Source organism: Synechococcus sp. CCY 0621, assembly GCF_019038465.1.
In the GTDB taxonomy this organism is placed as follows: Bacteria; Cyanobacteriota; Cyanobacteriia; order PCC-6307; family Cyanobiaceae; genus Cyanobium.
On the sequence record NZ_JAFKRH010000035.1, the window covers coordinates 52,607 to 68,315 of the forward strand.

Annotated in this window: 15 protein-coding genes and 1 pseudogene; 2 read left to right on the top strand and 14 right to left on the bottom strand. The window is 65.1% G+C overall.

Annotated features, from left to right (window positions below):
* Positions 1-14: 14 nt before the first annotated feature.
* Positions 15-1,619, bottom strand: coding sequence for an amidase (locus KUG43_RS11875; protein ID WP_216909300.1), 1,605 nt, complete (start codon positions 1,617-1,619; stop codon positions 15-17).
* An 88-nt stretch (positions 1,620-1,707) separates the two neighbouring features.
* Here KUG43_RS11875 and KUG43_RS11880 point away from each other — a divergent pair, with 88 nt between their 5' ends.
* Positions 1,708-3,330, top strand: coding sequence for a cation:proton antiporter (locus tag KUG43_RS11880; RefSeq protein WP_353618022.1), 1,623 nt, complete (start codon positions 1,708-1,710; stop codon positions 3,328-3,330).
* On the opposite strand, the gene KUG43_RS11885 is transcribed toward KUG43_RS11880, so the two are convergent.
* Positions 3,287-4,003: a potassium channel family protein gene (locus KUG43_RS11885; RefSeq protein ID WP_216909302.1), complete on the bottom strand. Its 717-nt coding sequence runs from the start codon at positions 4,001-4,003 to the stop codon at positions 3,287-3,289. The two genes, KUG43_RS11880 and KUG43_RS11885, sit on opposite strands and share 44 nt — an antisense overlap.
* Positions 4,004-4,041: 38 nt before the next feature.
* Complete coding sequence (locus tag KUG43_RS11890; RefSeq protein WP_353618023.1) at positions 4,042-6,828, bottom strand: cyclic nucleotide-binding domain-containing protein; 2,787 nt, start codon at positions 6,826-6,828, stop codon at positions 4,042-4,044.
* 101 nt (positions 6,829-6,929) lie between these two features.
* Here KUG43_RS11890 and KUG43_RS11895 point away from each other — a divergent pair, with 101 nt between their 5' ends.
* Positions 6,930-7,634 (top strand): class I SAM-dependent methyltransferase, encoded by a 705-nt coding sequence (locus tag KUG43_RS11895; RefSeq protein ID WP_216909304.1) that lies wholly within the window; start codon positions 6,930-6,932, stop codon positions 7,632-7,634.
* A gap of 48 nt (positions 7,635-7,682) precedes the next feature.
* Here the strand turns inward: KUG43_RS11895 and KUG43_RS17350 are convergent.
* The 11 genes and pseudogenes from KUG43_RS17350 to KUG43_RS11950 form a co-directional block, all read right to left on the bottom strand.
* Positions 7,683-7,841 (bottom strand): annotated as a pseudogene (locus tag KUG43_RS17350) (hypothetical protein); the annotation flags it as partial.
* A 179-nt stretch (positions 7,842-8,020) separates the two neighbouring features.
* Positions 8,021-9,364, bottom strand: a complete 1,344-nt coding sequence (locus tag KUG43_RS11905; RefSeq protein WP_286194698.1) for a DUF2254 domain-containing protein — start codon at positions 9,362-9,364, stop codon at positions 8,021-8,023.
* Between the two features lie 179 nt (positions 9,365-9,543).
* Positions 9,544-9,852 carry an addiction module antidote protein gene (locus KUG43_RS11910; RefSeq protein ID WP_216909308.1) on the bottom strand — a complete coding sequence of 103 codons (309 nt, stop codon included), beginning with the start codon at positions 9,850-9,852 and terminating at the stop codon, positions 9,544-9,546.
* A gap of 434 nt (positions 9,853-10,286) precedes the next feature.
* Complete coding sequence (locus tag KUG43_RS11915) at positions 10,287-11,129, bottom strand: ABC transporter six-transmembrane domain-containing protein (RefSeq protein WP_216909310.1); 843 nt, start codon at positions 11,127-11,129, stop codon at positions 10,287-10,289.
* Between the two features lie 32 nt (positions 11,130-11,161).
* Positions 11,162-11,524 carry a hypothetical protein gene (locus KUG43_RS11920; RefSeq protein ID WP_216909312.1) on the bottom strand — a complete coding sequence of 121 codons (363 nt, stop codon included), beginning with the start codon at positions 11,522-11,524 and terminating at the stop codon, positions 11,162-11,164.
* Positions 11,525-11,997: 473 nt separating this feature from the next.
* Positions 11,998-12,861: a DNA alkylation repair protein gene (locus KUG43_RS11925; protein WP_286194701.1), complete on the bottom strand. Its 864-nt coding sequence runs from the start codon at positions 12,859-12,861 to the stop codon at positions 11,998-12,000.
* 53 nt (positions 12,862-12,914) lie between these two features.
* Entirely contained in the window at positions 12,915-13,145 is a 231-nt protein-coding gene (locus KUG43_RS11930; protein ID WP_216909316.1) for an alpha/beta fold hydrolase, read from the bottom strand.
* A gap of 661 nt (positions 13,146-13,806) precedes the next feature.
* Positions 13,807-14,232 (bottom strand): GNAT family N-acetyltransferase, encoded by a 426-nt coding sequence (locus KUG43_RS11935; protein WP_216909318.1) that lies wholly within the window; start codon positions 14,230-14,232, stop codon positions 13,807-13,809.
* 145 nt (positions 14,233-14,377) lie between these two features.
* Positions 14,378-14,815: a GNAT family N-acetyltransferase gene (locus KUG43_RS11940; protein WP_353618024.1), complete on the bottom strand. Its 438-nt coding sequence runs from the start codon at positions 14,813-14,815 to the stop codon at positions 14,378-14,380.
* Positions 14,816-15,025: 210 nt separating this feature from the next.
* Positions 15,026-15,358, bottom strand: coding sequence for a type II toxin-antitoxin system HicB family antitoxin (locus KUG43_RS11945; protein WP_216909322.1), 333 nt, complete (start codon positions 15,356-15,358; stop codon positions 15,026-15,028).
* Entirely contained in the window at positions 15,355-15,609 is a 255-nt protein-coding gene (locus tag KUG43_RS11950; protein WP_216909324.1) for a type II toxin-antitoxin system HicA family toxin, read from the bottom strand. Before KUG43_RS11950 ends, KUG43_RS11945 begins: the two co-directional genes overlap by 4 nt.
* Positions 15,610-15,709 lie beyond the last annotated feature (100 nt).

A 15,709-nucleotide genomic window follows, 5' to 3' on the forward strand; every position in this document is an offset into this window, starting at 1 on the left:
GAAGGCGCCGAAGTTCAGGGGCGCCCACCCAGAGTTGGGGCATCACGGCCCAGCAGCTCCCGGGTCAGGGCCCGGAAGCGGGCGGGCTCGAGATCCCCGAGGGCCTCGCCGCGGCGGCTGCGCCAGGCGTGCCAGCCCAGCAGCGGCACCAGCCGGTTGTGGGCGGCCAGATCCAACGGGAACGCCAGCGACGCCACCGTCCGGGGGGCCGGCAGCGGCCCGCGGCGGGCCTCCAGCAGCGCAGCGATGGCGACGAGGTCTTCGTCCCGGCCGCTGGCGCCGAGGATCTCCAGGCCCACGGGCAGGCCGCGGTCATCGAGGACCACCGGCAGGGCCACCGCCGGCAGGCCGCTGGTGCTGCTCACCATGCAGGTGATCACGGGCGAGGGCTGCCGCTGGGCACCGCCGCGCCGATCGCTCAGCAGCAGCAAACCGTCGAGGCGCTGGGCGACCAGGGCCTGCTCCAGCCGCCGCCGGTTGGCGGCCATCTGCCGGCGCACCCGCGCCTCCGCAGCCGGATCGCTGGCCATCAGGTCGCGGCATTCGGCCGGGGTCCATTCCGGCGGCAGGCGACCGGAACCGCAGATGTCATCCCAGCTGCGCCGGCTGGCGGGGTAGCGGGCCAGCTGGGCGTCGATGCGGCGCCCTGACCCCTTGACGAACGCCGGGCCCAGTCGGGTGTCGAGCCCCGGCACCACCAGCGCCTCGACCACCTCCGCTCCGGCCGCCCGCAGCAGCGCCACCGCCTGGCGCAGCGCCACCGACGCCGCCTCAGTGGTGGGCGCCAGGTCCTGGTCGCCCGCGCGGGCCAGCACCGCCAGCCGCCGGCCGCGCAGATCCGCAGGGGCCAGCGCCCGCTCAGGCCGCCAGGTGGGATCAAGCACCGACAGGCCCCGGGCCAGCAGGCCCAGGTCGCGGGCGATCAGCCCCGGGGTGCCGTTGACGAAGCCGAGCGGCAGCAGGCCGGCGCTGGAGAAGCGCCCCTGGGTGGGCCGCAGCGTCACGGCGCCGTTGTAGACGGCCGGCAGGCGCAGGGAGCCGCAGTTGTCGCTGCCGAGGGCCAGGGGCACGAAGCCCGCCGCCACAGCCACGGCGGAACCGGAGGAGGAGCCCCCCGGACTGAGCCAAGGGTCGTAGGCGTTGCCAACCCGCCCCGCCGCCCCCGACAGCCCGCGGATGCCGAAGGCGAACTCGTCCATGGTGGTGGTGCCGACCACGATCGCCCCGGCGGCCCTCAGCCGGGCCACCGCCTCGGCATCGGCGGCCGGCTGGTTGCCCAGCAGGGCCAGGGAACCGGCCGCCATCGGCTGGTCGGCCGTGGCGAAGTTGTCCTTGACCGCCAGCGGCAGGCAGTCGAGGGCACCGGCGGGGGCGCCCGCCGCCCGGGCGCGATCGAGGGCGGCGGCCTGCTCGAGGGCGTAGGGATTGAGCTGCTGGAAGGCGTTGAGCGGCGGCCCGGAGCCGGTAGCCAGGTTGCGGCCCAGGATCTCCGCCTGCACCGCGCGGATCCGGGCCTCGCAGCTGGGCGCGGGTGACGGGGCCGGAGCCGCCGGGGCGGCCGACGGAGACAGGGAGAGCAGCGCCGTCAGCGCGAGGGCAAACCCGACACGGTCATCCACGATCCACCCGGGCACGAGCCTGCCGCCGCAGGACCCAATAATGGGGCTCCGCGATTGATCCCAGCGGACCGAAGAACCCAACCCCGCGGTGGCCGAATTGAACGAAATGGGGCTGGCCATGGCGACGCTGGCGGGCAGCGGCGCGACCGCCGGGTCAACGGCCGGCGGCATCCCGGAACTGGTGAGTCTCTCGATCGTGCTGCTGCTGCTGGCGACGGCGGTGGCCCTGATCGCCCAGCGGCTGCGGCTGCCCTACGTGACCGGCCTGGTGCTGGCGGGGCTGCCGTTCACCGAAGTGTTCTCGCGACGGATCGGGCTCGATCCCTCGCTGGTGCTCAATCTCTTCCTGCCGATCCTGATCTTCGAGGCGGCGATCAACACCGACATCAGCCGGCTGCGCAGCACCTTCAAGCCGATCGCGCTGCTGGCGGGACCGGGCTCCCTGGTCGCCTCGGGGGTGATCGCCCTGCTGGTGCACCTGGCGCTGGGACTTCCCTGGATCCCTGCCCTGCTGGTGGGGGTGATCCTGGCCAACACCGACACGGTGTCGATGATCGCGGTCTTCAAGGAGATCCGGGTGCCCGCGCGGCTGACGACGATCGTGGAGGGCGAGACCCTGTTCAACGATGCGGCCGCCCTGGTCAGCTTCAACCTGCTGCTGCTGATCCACGCCTCCGGTTCGATCACGGTGGCGCAGGGGCTGCGGGAGATGGTGGTGGTGGCAGTGGGAGGGGTGCTGGTGGGCGGCGTCCTGGGCTACCTGTGCCTGCCGGTGTTCCTGCGGCTCCAGGATCCCCTCAGCTCCCTTCTGCTCACGGTGCCCCTGGCCCTGGGCACGTTTCAGTTCGGCCAGTTTCTGGGGGTCTCCGGTGCTGTGGCGGTGGTGATCGCCGGACTCGTCTTCGGCAACCAGGGCCTGCCACGCAGCGGCACGGCCTCCGACCGGCTCACCGTGCTGAATTTCTGGGAGTACGGGGGATTCATCGTCAACACCTTCCTGTTCCTGCTGATCGGCATCGAGATCAACCCCCTGACCCTGTGGGAGTCCCTGCCGGCGATTGCCCTGGTGGTGGTGGCCTACCAGCTGGCGCGGGTGCTCACGGTGTACGGGCTGCTGGCGCTGCTGCGCCGCTTCGATCGGCCGATCCCGCTGCGCTGGCAGCACGTTCTGGTGCTCGGCAACATCAAGGGTTCGCTCTCGATGGCGATGGCGGTGGCGATTCCCCTGTCGCTCGCCGGGAGGAGCGGGATCATCGAGCTGGTGTTCGGCGCGGTGTTGTTCTCCCTGGTGATCCAGGCGCTGGCGCTGCCCTGGCTGATCGGGAGCCTGAACATCGCCCAGGTGTCCCCCGTCACCAGCGAGATCGGCAAGCTGCAGATCCAGCTGATCGCCTCCAAGGCCGCCCAGGAGGAACTCGACCGGCTGCTGAAGTCCGGTGTGCTGCCAAAGACCGCCTACGAGGAACTGTGGGCCTCCTACCAGGCGCGGGTGGCGGCGTCCGAGCGGGTGCTGCGGGAGGCCTACAGCGAGGGGCGTTCCGGCCCTGACCAGCCCGGGTCCCGACCGCTGGAGGCGATCCGGAGACGCCTGCTCCTGGCCGAGAAAGGGGCCCTGATCGAGGCGCTGCGCAAACGCATCGTGCCGGACGATCTCGTGCAGCCCTTCGTCAGAGATTTGGATGAGAGACTTCTAGCGCTGGACGACGACTAGCGTTGAGGCCGAGATAGTCGATCAGAGGGTGCACGAACTCCGGCCTGGTGACCACCAGGATCGTGGATCCTGCCTGGAGCACGGTGTTGCCGTTGGGGATCTCGACGCTGGCCTCTGGATTGAGCTGGTAGCCGATGATCAGGGAACCGCTCGGGAAGCGGGGATCCTGGGCGATCGCAGCGACACTGCGGCCGGCCACGGAACAATCGGCGGGGACCGGCAACTTGAGCACCTTCACCTGGCCCTGCTCGAAGTGCATCATCGATTCAACGTCGGGATATTCGATCGCATTCGCCATCGTCGCCACCGCCAGATCGATGGTGCTGATGATGTGGCTGGCTCCCGCCAGGCGGTAGGCCTGAAGGAACTCACGATCACGCATGCGCACCACGATGTGGGAGCTGCCGTAGCTGCGCGAAAGGGTGATCAGGGCCAGGTTGAGGGCATCGTCCCGCAGGGCGGCCACCACCGCATCCGCCTTGCGGATGCCGGCTTCGATCAGCACGGTGGAGCTGACCGCACTGCCCTCGAAGGCCATCACGCCGATCTTCTCGCGGGCGAAGCTGCAGGCCAGCGGATCGATGTCGATGATCGCGATGGTGTGGCCGAGCTGAAGGAGCTGGCGAGCCAGGCCCAGCCCCATCATTCCCGCCCCACCGATCAGCACGTACATGGGCGTGATGGTACCAACGGCGCAGGGGGACCCCGGACTCAGGAGACTCCTGCCCGCATCAGCCGCTGCAGCTGACCGCTCTCCAGCTCCAGCACCCGGCGGGCGAAGTCCGGATCGCGCTCCAGCACTGCATCGAAGGAATCCACCGGCACCGCCAGCAGGCGGGTGCCGTCGGCCTCGGCCACGATCGTGCTCTCGGAGGCGCTGTGGGTCAGCACCTGCAGCTCGTCGAGCACCCGGCCGGGCTGGAGATCCTTCACCCAGGTGCGCTCGCCGTCCCGGTGATGGACCCGGGCGATGCCCTCGATCAGCAGCAGCAGCTCCCGGCAGGTGTCGCCCGCCTCGGTGATCAGTTCGCCCTTGGCGAAGCAGCGCACGTCGGCCTGGGAGGCCAGGGCATCGAGGGTGTCGGCATCGCTGCGGCGGAAGAAATCGCTGGTGGCCAGGAACACCCGCTTCTCCAGCTCCGGGAAGCCCCGCAGCTCCGGGTGTCCGTCGAGGGCCTCGACCGCCCCGGCGGTCTGGAGCAGCAGGGGCGGGGTGCCAGGCACGCCCAGCTCGGCGGCCAGGGCCCGGGCCCGACCGCCATCAAGACAGGCCGTCAGGAACAGGGCCGCCGAGGCCAGGGTGGGGCTGGGGTCGGCGGCCAGGGTGGCCAGGAAGCTGAGGGTCTCGTCGACGGGCACCTCCAGGGAACAGGAGGGAGCTTCGCCGCCGGGGTGGGCCAGGGTTTCGGCGACGGCCGCCGGCAGGCGCCGGTCCCAGCCCTCCCCGCGCAGCAGCGCCGGCAGTTCCAGCGGCGCAATCGCCTGCAGTCGCTGCACCAGGGCCGGCACCGCCGGATCCTCCTGGAGGGTGACCAGGCCGTCGAGGATCGCCCGCAGCGTCAGCTCCTTGCGCAGCTGCAGGCGGTCGTCGAGCAGGGCCAGCACGGCGGACTGGTGGCGCAGGGCGCTCTGGTGCAGGGCCCGGTAACCGTCGGTGAGGGCCGGCAGCCGCTCCAGCAACCGCTCCACCTTGTGGATGGCCGCCGCGGCGGGGGAGAGGTCGTCGAGCACCTGCTCCTCCTCGAGCGAGGAGATGCCGTACTCGCGCCGCAGGGCCTGCAGGGAGGCGCCATCGGGCCCACCCGCCACCGGGCCACTGCCGAGCCGCTGCACCAGCATCAGCCGCTCCAGCGACTTGCGGTAGCCGCTGAGGCGGATCTGGTCCTCCAGGCTGCGGCGGCTGTCGGGATCGAGCAGGCCGGGATCCTCGACGCCGAGTTCTTCGAGCAGCGTGCGGTGCTCGCTGTCGCTGATGCCAAGGGAGAGGCGCATCTGCTTGAGCACCTCCAGGCTGCTGGCGGCATTGACGAAGCCCTCCTCCAGGGCCTCCCGCACCACGCCCTTGTAGGCCTCATGCCGCTTCTGGCCGGTGAAGCCCGGCAGCACCTTGGCCAGCACATACACCTCCTCGGTGCCCAGGTCGGCGAGGGAGCGGCCATCGAGGTAGCGGCCCACATCGAGATCGAGGCGGGTGAGCTGCTTGCGGAAGCGCTCGGCCAGGTTCTCGCGGCCGTAGAGGTCGGGGGAGCGGCTCCAGGCCCGATAGAGCCAGAGGGTGCTGACGGCCACCAGGGTCACGTCGAACAGGTACTGCGCCCAGGCCGGTGCGAGCAGCAGCAGCGGCCGGCCGGCGAACAGGAAGAAGAAGTTGAAGACGAGGAAGGTGGCCACCACGAACACCCGGTGGCGGATCCGCTCGCGGTCGGGCTCGGCGCCGCGGCGCCGCACCCGGGTGCGCAGGGCCGACTCGATTGCCCGACCGGCGACCGTCCCCAACCAGGTGCACAGCCCCAGGAACAGGGGCACCGCCACCAGCTTGGGCACATCGATCGGCTGGGCGAACAGAAAGAAGCCCGGCCGCAGCAATTGGGCCAGCTGGTCCTCCTGGCGCAGCCAGACGCCGGAGAAGTAGTACTCCCAGTTTCCGGCGTAGAGGTAGTAGTAGACGAAGTAGCCGAACACCAGGCCCACGTACCCGTAGCGCTCGAAGGCGAAGGCGGGGCTGGGCAGCTTGGCCCAGTAGGTGCGCTCGGCGTCAATGTCGATGCAGGGCTGCTGGCAGGCCACGCAGGCGCTCTGCTCGCTGCCGTCGGGCTGGACGGTGCGGCACATCGACTGGGTGATCGGCGTGCTGGCCATGTGGGCCTTGCTGCCCAGCAGGCCGGTGGGGGTGGAGAAGACGCTCTGCACCGGTGCCATCGGGCAGAAGTACTGGCACCAGCTCTTGCCGCCATAGAGCCAGCCCACGGTGATGGCACAGACGATGGTGAAGCTGAGCCAGGCGAACAGCACCAGGCGGTCGGCATTGAAGAAGAGAATGCGGCCGCAGAGGCCCACGAACAGCCAGCCGAACTGCAGCCTGGAGTAGTGCTTGCCCAGCCAGGAATCGGCCGGCACCTTGGCCAGCTGCAGGCGCTTCTCGCCGGTTTTGGGGTTCACCTTGGCGATCTGGCGCTGCAGCCCCAGGGCGCGGGGGATCTGGGAGAGGAAGGAGAGCGGGCAGATCCGCCGCCACAGCTCATGGCCGAACACCAGCAGGATGAAGATCCCCGATGGCACCACCAGGCCCCAGAACAGCGTGGTTCCCAGGGGGTAGGGGGTTTCGCTCAGGCAGGTCCCCTGCACCGTCACGCAGGACTCCGGCAGGCGCAGGGGGCTCCAGGGATGGTCGGGCTCGGTGAACTGGGGCGTGAACGGGTCGTAGAGCAGGGAAAGGATGATCAGTAACCAGCCGGTGGTGAGCCCCCAGCGCACCAGATGCATCCGCCGTTCCGTCACTGATGACCCGCGCCGCTGCGCCTAAGTGGCGCTGACCATAGCGATGGTCCCCGGAACCTGACACTCCTGGCGCCGGTGCCGGGCCGGCCAGAATCGCCGGAATGACGTTCTTCTCCCGCCACTGGAGCACCTACCGCCAGGTCCTGGAGCATGACCTGATGGAGCACAGCGCGCTGACCGCGGCCATCACCCAGACGATCGGTGGCTGGCTGGCGCAGCGGGCTCCCGGGACACCGACCCTTCACGCCTTGGACCTGGGCTGCGGCGATCTGTCCCTGCTGCCGCCGCTGCTGCGGCGCCTGCCCCTGGCGTCGTTCACGGGCCTGGACCTGAACGGGGCCGTGCTGCCCCTGGCCAACGCAGCCCTGGGTCTGGTGCCCTACCCCTGCCAGTTCCTGGAGGGGGATCTGCTGGCCTGGGCCGAGGCGGAGCCGCCGGAGCCAACGGTGGATCTGCTGTTGAGCAGCTTCGCCATCCACCACCTGCAGGAGCCTGACAAAGGACGCTTCCTGCGGGGCTGCCGCCGCCGCATCGACCCGGACGGCCTGCTGCTCTGGGCCGACGTGTTCCGCGCCCCAGGCGAAAGCCGCGACACCTATGTGGCCCGCTACAGCGCGCGGGTGCACGGCTGGAGTCCGCTGGAGCAGGAGCGGCAGGAGGAGGTGATCACCCACCTGAGCCAGTGGGACCATCCAGCCGACCCGGAAGCGATCGTGAGTCAGGCGGAAGCGGCGGGCTGGCAGTGGCGGTGGGCCTGGCAGGGCCAGCACCAGGCCGAAGCCCTGGCGGCGCTGACTCCGGCGTAGGGCAACGTTGAGACCGCGATGCAACTGGAGCGCACGCCGCCAGTACCAGGCGTTGACAAGCGCCATCGGCAGCCGCGCCGCCATCGCGAAGAATCCCGCCTCGAGGTCATAGGTGAACAACATCACCAGCGAACCGATCACGGCCACCACCTGGGAAAACATCGCCGGCACATCAGCTTCAAAGAAACCGACCATGTCACACATCATGTCTACCCGCGCCGACACGATCCTCGTGACGTGGGGGTCCACTACTTTCGGTATTTAAGAGAAAGATGCTTGAAAGGCCTGCCCAACATTCGAACTGTATGGCGCGGCTCACCGCGTCCGCCTCAGTGAATGGTTCGGCTCATTTGCTATCGGCGGGGTGGCTTCATACGTGTGTTTCATCACCTAGAATCTGGCAGCTCGCTCAATAGTCGGTTCGCTGATTGGAAGCATTTTTCCACCCTCTGGCGGTCCTCCTCTTCCGGCAACCCTCTACTTGCTCCGCGGGCAATCATCCTGGCGTGCCGTAACAGTGCAATGCGGTCCTCTGAACGGTGCACAGATCCCGCGACCTCGGCAATCGTTTCCAGCAGGCGGAGGGTCACGGCGGTACTGGAACGGCCATATTCCCGGATCTGGTTGAACGCAGCATCCGTGACGTCCGGAAAAGTGAAGACAGGAATAATGACCCGAAGCTGCTCCTGAGTGTCATATCGATAAGGCGACGGCCTCTCTTGTTGAGCCAGGCGGCACAGTGCCGACCCCAGGCGGTCCAAACACGTTATCGCCGTAAACGGGTCGTTCACCCCGGGGGAGAGAGCTCGTACCGCGATTTCGACAAGCTGGTTGACCGCGAACTGAATGTCCTGGCCGGATGTACGCTGGTTCCCAAGGGCGAACGCCGAATTGATTCGGTCCTTCAGCTGATCGGTAACCCTGTCACCTGGCCAGACCACTACCAGTGGGCGCGTGGCGACGACATAGTGGCCGGGTCTTCGCGTCACTCGAATCACAACATCCTCTTGTATGGCCAACTCCATCAGGGCATCTTCGTCGATGAACTGTAGATATCCGTCCCCGTCAGGTTCAATCGAACACGCCTCCTGGTCGATCCTTTCGAGGAAGTCTGCGCCAGGCGGCGCCGTTGGAATCAGGGGAGCACCCCGGCCGATGATTTTTGGAAACGGACGCTCTATTCCCTCAATCAGTTTCATTCCTACCCGGGCCACGATCTCGTTGGCCTGGATCGAAATAGACACATGATGGATAAAGTAGATCAACACCCCCACACTCAACACCGCGAGCACCACACCGAGGCTGACCGACAGGTGGGGGACGAAGAGGGTTTCCTCAGCTCGGCGGATGCTGCGGAGAACGAGCAAGCAGTACAGGAAGGTAGCGACGAACGTACCGAGCACGACTTGCGTGGTGGTGTCGCGCATAAAATTGCGAAGCAGCCGGGGTCCGAGCTGTGAAGAAGCAAGCGACAGGGCGACCAAGGTCATAGAGAAGACGACACCGGCGATGTTGATCATGGAGCCCGCGATAGCCCCCAACAAAGAACTCGCCCCCTCCGCTCCTCCGTTAAAAGTCAAACCCCAGTGAAGCGTCAACCAGTCCGTCACCGGCTTTTCTTGTGCGACGGTTACGAAGGCCAACAGCATCGCTCCGCTGGCCATGGCTGCGGGCAGAAACCAGAAACTGGAGCGAATGCGGTTCCATGTTTTGAAAACCGGTACTCTCATGGCGATGCTCCGTCATTCATTCGCATGTCCTACTGAGCCGAACGCTGCCCTTGAGTGACAGGCGAAACGCGTTCGCTGTCGAAGCAGATTCGACGGCGGACTGTCCACTTCAGGGAGTTGCTCGAAAGTGTCGCATCTCCACAGGCAGAGTTTGCGGATCTAAACATAGCCGGCAGAGCTCATGTCACCTCCGCTTCACTTCTCACAGAGGCGCTCAACTTCAGTCCAAGGGCCGAGACAACTTTCAGGATGGTGACAAAGCTCGGGATGCGCTCACCAGATAAGGCCTTGTAGAGGCTCTCCCTGAAATGGCCTGAATCTCTGGCCACCTGGGTCATCCCCTGGGCCCGCGCGATGTCGCCCAGGGCCTTGGCAATGAAGGCAGCATCGCCATCCGCCTCCTCGATACATGCTTCTAGGTAGGCCGCCATCTCCTCCGGCGTTGGTAGTTGCTCGGCAACGTCATAGGGGCTCGTCGTGGTTTTCATCAGCTCTCCTCAGTCAGATTGTCTGCAAGCAGAAGGGCCTCATCAATGCCCTTGACTTGTGAGCTCTTGACTCCGCCTGCCAAAAGGATGATCAAGGCGGGTTCCCCTCTGCAGGTCGTAGACCCTGTATCCAGGACCGCAGTTGATCCGCAAGCCATCGGAGCAACCCCTCTGCTTGGCGGACTTCAACCATCCAACAACTGTAGCCTCATGGCGACGACCATGCGATGCCGCGTTGCTGGTTCCCATCAAGGGCAACTCATCCTTAGAACGCTTATTGGATGATTCCCGCAAACCAAGCACTACTGCCCCTAACTTCCGTGAATGACCCTGGGTCATCAGGCTGGCTTGCAGCAAAACCACTGCGGAAACGTCCGTTTCCCCTTCGACCCCGCCAACGATAGCCGTGGTTGCACGCTGCAATGGGCTGCCGCTCAGCTTCCCAGCCGCGCCCGGATATCCCGAAGCCGGGCGACGTTATTCACCAGCGCCGGAGCGCTGTCGAGGCCCTGCAGGTAATCGAACACATAGGCCAGCACGGCGTAGATGGCGCCGGCACTGAAGGACGCCGAACGGGTGAAGTCGATCAGGAGCACCACCAGGGCCACGATCGTGGCGAGCTCCGTCACGGTCCAGGTCCACGACTCACTGTCGGAAAGCTGCACATGCCAGCGACGCACGCGGCCGAAGTGGCGCCGCAGGCGCAGCGGGCGCGCCGCCTCGATGTCGGCGATCTCGCGCTCGATCTGGTCGTTGAGGCCGCGGTGCAGGCGCAGGGCGCGCCGCCAGTACCAGGCGTTGACGAGCCCCATCGGCAGCAGCACCGCCATGGCGATCAGTCCGGCCTGGAGGTCGTAGGTGAACAGCATCACCAGCGAGCCCACCACGGTCACCACCTGGGAAAACATCGCCGGCACGTCGGCCTCGAAGAAGCCGACCATGTCGCGCATCATCTCGACCCGCGCCGACACGATGCTCGTGCCGTGGCCGAGGCGCTTCTGCTCGGCCACGGTGAGAACGGCGAGGCGGGCATAGAGACCCATGAAGACCCGGGTGTCGAAGCGCTGCCGCACGAAGGCCGTGACCAGGTGCACCAGCCACACGGCGATCAGCGCCGACAGGCCCCGGTAGCTGCTCTTCAGCAGCCCGTCGACCGCCCAGCCGGTGATCGCCGGATAGGCAAGCATGCACAGGTTCTCAAGCAGGGTCAGGGAGTAGGTGCCGGCAATCGACAGCCGCTCGCTGCGGGAGAGTGCGGAAAGGATGGGCAGCGTCATGATCTGGCGGCGCCAGGGCAGGTGGGATCCGCTCAGGGCACGGGTTGGCGCCAGAGCGTCTGGCGCGTGGCGGCCGTGACCTCGGCTGGACTCGGCATGCTGCCGAACCAGAGCAGCAGATGGTCACCGGGGCGCCGGCGGACGCCGGATTCACAGGCAGCCCGAACGACGCGCTCGGTGCGGCCGTTGGCGAGAACGGCATAGCCGTCGGTGATGCGGATCTGGTTCTGCCGGCAGCGGATCTCGACGGTCAGCAGCGAATGGTCATTGGCGAACCTTGCCCGGGGATCGTTGCCTTCGTAGGCCGTGACGACATCCAGCACGACGGGGTCCTGCGGCGAGGCCTGGGCTCGTCCGTTCATGTCGAGGAAGTAGAGCCGGCGGAAAGGGGGCAACGCCGGTGCCCCAGAAGGCGAAGCAGCAGAGAGCCATACCGGGCTGACAACCAGGCGTTCCCCCCTTGCCAGCCGCCGCGCGGAAGCCGGAGACCCAGTCATTCTCCTGGGCCGTGGATCGGGGCAACGGGGTCGGTGGCACCGAGGGCCGGCGCAGCAGCGAATCTCCGAACTGCCGAAGCCAGCCAGGCCCCTGGGAGGGGGTCTGCCGCGGAGCCCCTCGGGCCTGTCTGGGCATTGACCGCCGCCGGCAGCGCCGCGATGGCGCCCAGGAGCCATGGCACCACAAGCACTGCAGGAATCCTCGAACCAGGCGCCGTCGGCTGGCCTGGGGATGGAAGGCAGGGCAACGTCCGCACCTGCAGGGAAACGGCCACTGCGGAGGAGGCTACAGAGTGTGGTTTGTGCTCCTGCCGTGCACCGCCGTCTGCCTGTGGAACCGGGGGCAACCCAGGCGTGGGCTCGGGAGCGCCTTAAACCACCCTGCCTTTGGCTGCAGAACGAATCTTCAGGGCTCTCGCATTTCCCCCCTTGGCTGGATAGCGAACCGCATGGCGGATCAGCCGCTGCAGGTCGGCGGAGGCACCCTCCCGCAGCCATCGCTCACAGGTGGCATAGACGAGATCCGGATGGTCCTTGGCGATGTCGCCAAGGTGGTTAGCGACGCTGCGGCGCACGTACAGGGATGGATCCTCCTTCAACCGTTCCAGGATCGGCAAGGTCGGCGTCGGATCGGCGACGAACGAGGCCAAGCGCATCCCCCAGGGGAGCCTGGGCCGGGCCCCCTCGCTGCACAGGCGTCTCACATGCGGATTCGGATCGGTGACCCACCGGTTCACCTGCTCCAGCGTGCGCTGCTGCTGCTGGATCAGAAACGGGCGGATGGCGAACTCCGCGGTGAAGCGCGTGGTCAGTGCATGCAGGGCCAGCATCGACACCTCAAAGGGGTCGTTGCCGGCGTTGTGCTGTGCATCCTGCCCGTACTCAGAGATGAAGAAGCTGTGGGGAAGATAGAAAAAGCCGGCCAGTCCCATCGTTTCCGCATCCAGCTGCTCCGGCGTCAAGGACGCCATCAGAACCTGAACAGCCTCGGCATAGGTCCCAGGCAGGAATTGATGCAGCGTTGGGGCGATATGGCGGCCGCGCTGCATGATGGCGAGCGGTTCAAGGCCTGTCAGGGCGGTTGTACAGAATTGGCCGGCCGGGAAGGCTGCATCGACACACTGAATGTTGTGGGCCAGGCACTCAATGGCCGCCTGGCCGAGCAGATGCTTCAGGGGCGTGCCCTTCTGAATCGAGCAGGGCGCCGAAGGAATGGTGGGTGCGCGAGGCGCCATGGAGGCCCGATCCATGCCCATCCCCAGCGATGTGGGCCATTGGATCTGTGGCGTCAGGTTGGCACGGCGGCAAGATCGCTGGCCACCCGAGTCAGAATCGCATCCTGCTGGATGAGGGCAATGACGTGCCCGCCGCCACTGATCAAATGCCAGATGGCGCCCGGGGTCCTTTCCGCCACCATCCTGTTGCTGGGTTCCGGCACCAGCTTGTCATCCGTTCCCTGCCAGAAGTGAACCGGTCGGCTCACCGTGGTCATGTCGAAGGAACTGGCTTCGTAGAGCATCGTGGCGTCAGCGACAAGGCCTTCAGCGCCAGCAGGTAGCTGGTCTCGAATCGCGTCGCACTCAACCTCAGACATTCATACCCGAGCCTGAAGCCAGGCTGGAAATGCAGCTCCAATCGCCCACCGAGCGCATCGACACGGCCTGGTACGTCGCAGCCCAGTTGGCCCCGAACGGTTCCGTAGCTGGCGCCCGCGATGCAGCTGACATGCGCAACACGTGCGGGGTCGAGATAGGCAGCAGCGGCCAGGGCCCACGGGCCCCCTTCCGACCAGCCGTTCACCGCGAACTGCTTTGCCCCGAAAGGAATCAGCCAAGGACAGCAGGTCGTAGGCCCATGACGCGATGGTGCGCCCGAGCTGAGGGTCGGACCCACCGATGCCAGGGCAATCCACGCAGACCAACCTCAGCCCATGGGACCTTGCCGACGCCGCAAAGAGATGCGCATCAAGGCGGCTGGATGGGCCACCGTGGTGATGGAGGACCAGAGGACCTCAGGAGTCGCCGGTTTCCAGATAGGCAAGGGATCGGTTTCCGGCTCGGGACGTTCCTTCACGTGCCACCTTCACTGCCGCCATTGAGCCTATACACTTTAGTTGGATGTCAACACTTCAACAGCTGAATCAAGCCGCTCCACCAAGCGGCATCGGTTTGAATGGAGAGTTAGGCACCATTGCCCGAATACCTCAGCGTCAGGCGCAGCATGTCAAAGAGCTGTATTCCGTCCTGAAAGATGGGCTCAGGGTAGTTCTTGACAAAGAAGCCACGGTCAATGCTGGCAACACGAAAACCATGCCGCTGGTAGAAAGCGAGTTGATAACCAAACGTGCCAGTTCCCACCTCTAGTTGCCGTGCGCCAGAGTTGCGAAAGAAATCAATGACCCATTTCAATAGCGCTGTGCCGTATCCGGACTTCTGGCAGACTGGATGAACAGCGATGCTCATTAGCTCATGCGTGCCTTCGCCACGTGGCTGTACGACGCAGGCACCAACTACAACAGCACCACTTGAAGCAACGAAGCACTTTGACCCTGAAAGATAGGAGCGAATCTTCTCTTCCGAAGGGTCGGCAAGTAGCAGCAGCTCCACTGGAGCCTTTGTTACAGGAATTTCTTGAATCAGTAGCGACATGCTTATCTTTTCCCTAACGTTCCAGATTAGAAGCGGGTAGAAGCCCTGGCTTTTGGCTTTCTCTCTGCTCCCGCCTTCTGTATCTTGATGTCATGCGGATGGTTCACGACACCAAATCCTCGTAGATATTTCGACGCATCAGTACGCCGCGCAACATGAGGGACGGCTTGAGCTCAATATCAATCTCTCGGATGCGTACGAAACCCAATGCGCGATAGAACTTCTCTGCATTTAGACTTGAATAGCATTCAAAGGTCATCAGCCCTACAGCGCATGCTGCACGGACGCAAAACGTAAAGACAGATCGGCCGATGCCTCGTCTCATCCAATCCGGATGTACTGCGAAATAACGAATGTACCCAAGGCCTTGTTCAACGGTTTCCTTTCCCGGCTGGTCGGGACTCCAGCCACCGCAACCGACCACTAATCCGGTTGGAAGTATGGCCAAATAGAACTTACCTGAGCTTAGAAGGGATGGGTTAGCCTTAGTCATCACCTGTAACGCGGGAGAGAGTACCTCTTCCTCGTAGGCGGACCTCATGAGTCTGGGGTACGAAGCGCGTAGCAGCTTGCTGACGGCCTCGGCGTCCTGAATTGTTGCGACCCTCAAATCGTAGTACAACTTCCCGTCAACTCCCGTCGATCATTGCGGTCCGCATAACGCTGCCACTGAGTGGCAGGCAAGCACGTTAGAGCACAAGCAGGGAATCGGTGGTGGCCTGTCCACTCAAGGGGCTTGTTATCGGTTCCTCTATGCCGTAACACTTCTCTGGAGTGCTTCTTGAGCGAGCGTATTGAGGCTCTTTCCCTGCGCCTCCGCAGTCATAGCCAGTTTCTCGTGCAGTTCAGGCGGAATCCGAAGATTGAATTTGCCAGAAAAGTGTCTGCGGGGCTCAATTCCTTGCTCCTTACAGACCTCAAGAAAGACGTGCAATGACTTTGCAAACTCTCGGCGAAGCTCATCTGGATTAGATCCATAGAAGTCTGCTCCTCCAGAAAGCCCAAGAATTTCCCCGCGAAACTGATCTGTCTCCTCGTCATACTCAATTTTGGCGTGGTAGCCATCCACATTCATGAGGTTCATGGTGTCACTCCGTGTTCTTCAAGCCATTTGCGTATTGAAGCAACAGCACCCTTGTCTGTTTCGGGCGATGGATGGGATCTATGGAAGACCCTGACTTCGCCAAACAGAACGACCGCGATGCGGCTGCCCGCCCTCTCACTGACATCCCCACCAAGCTCTTGAAACAGGGCTTCAATATCCCTCCACGGCAAGCTGCCGCTTACAGGTCGGGAGAAGATCAGCTCAAGGGTGCGCTGGTGCTTGCGCTTCATCCCCACATGGTACTACACCTCAGTACCAAGCGCGGACTCTGTCAACGGCTTGCTGGCTACGGATAACGCTCCGGTTCAGCGGCGGCGCGGAGCGCCGTCC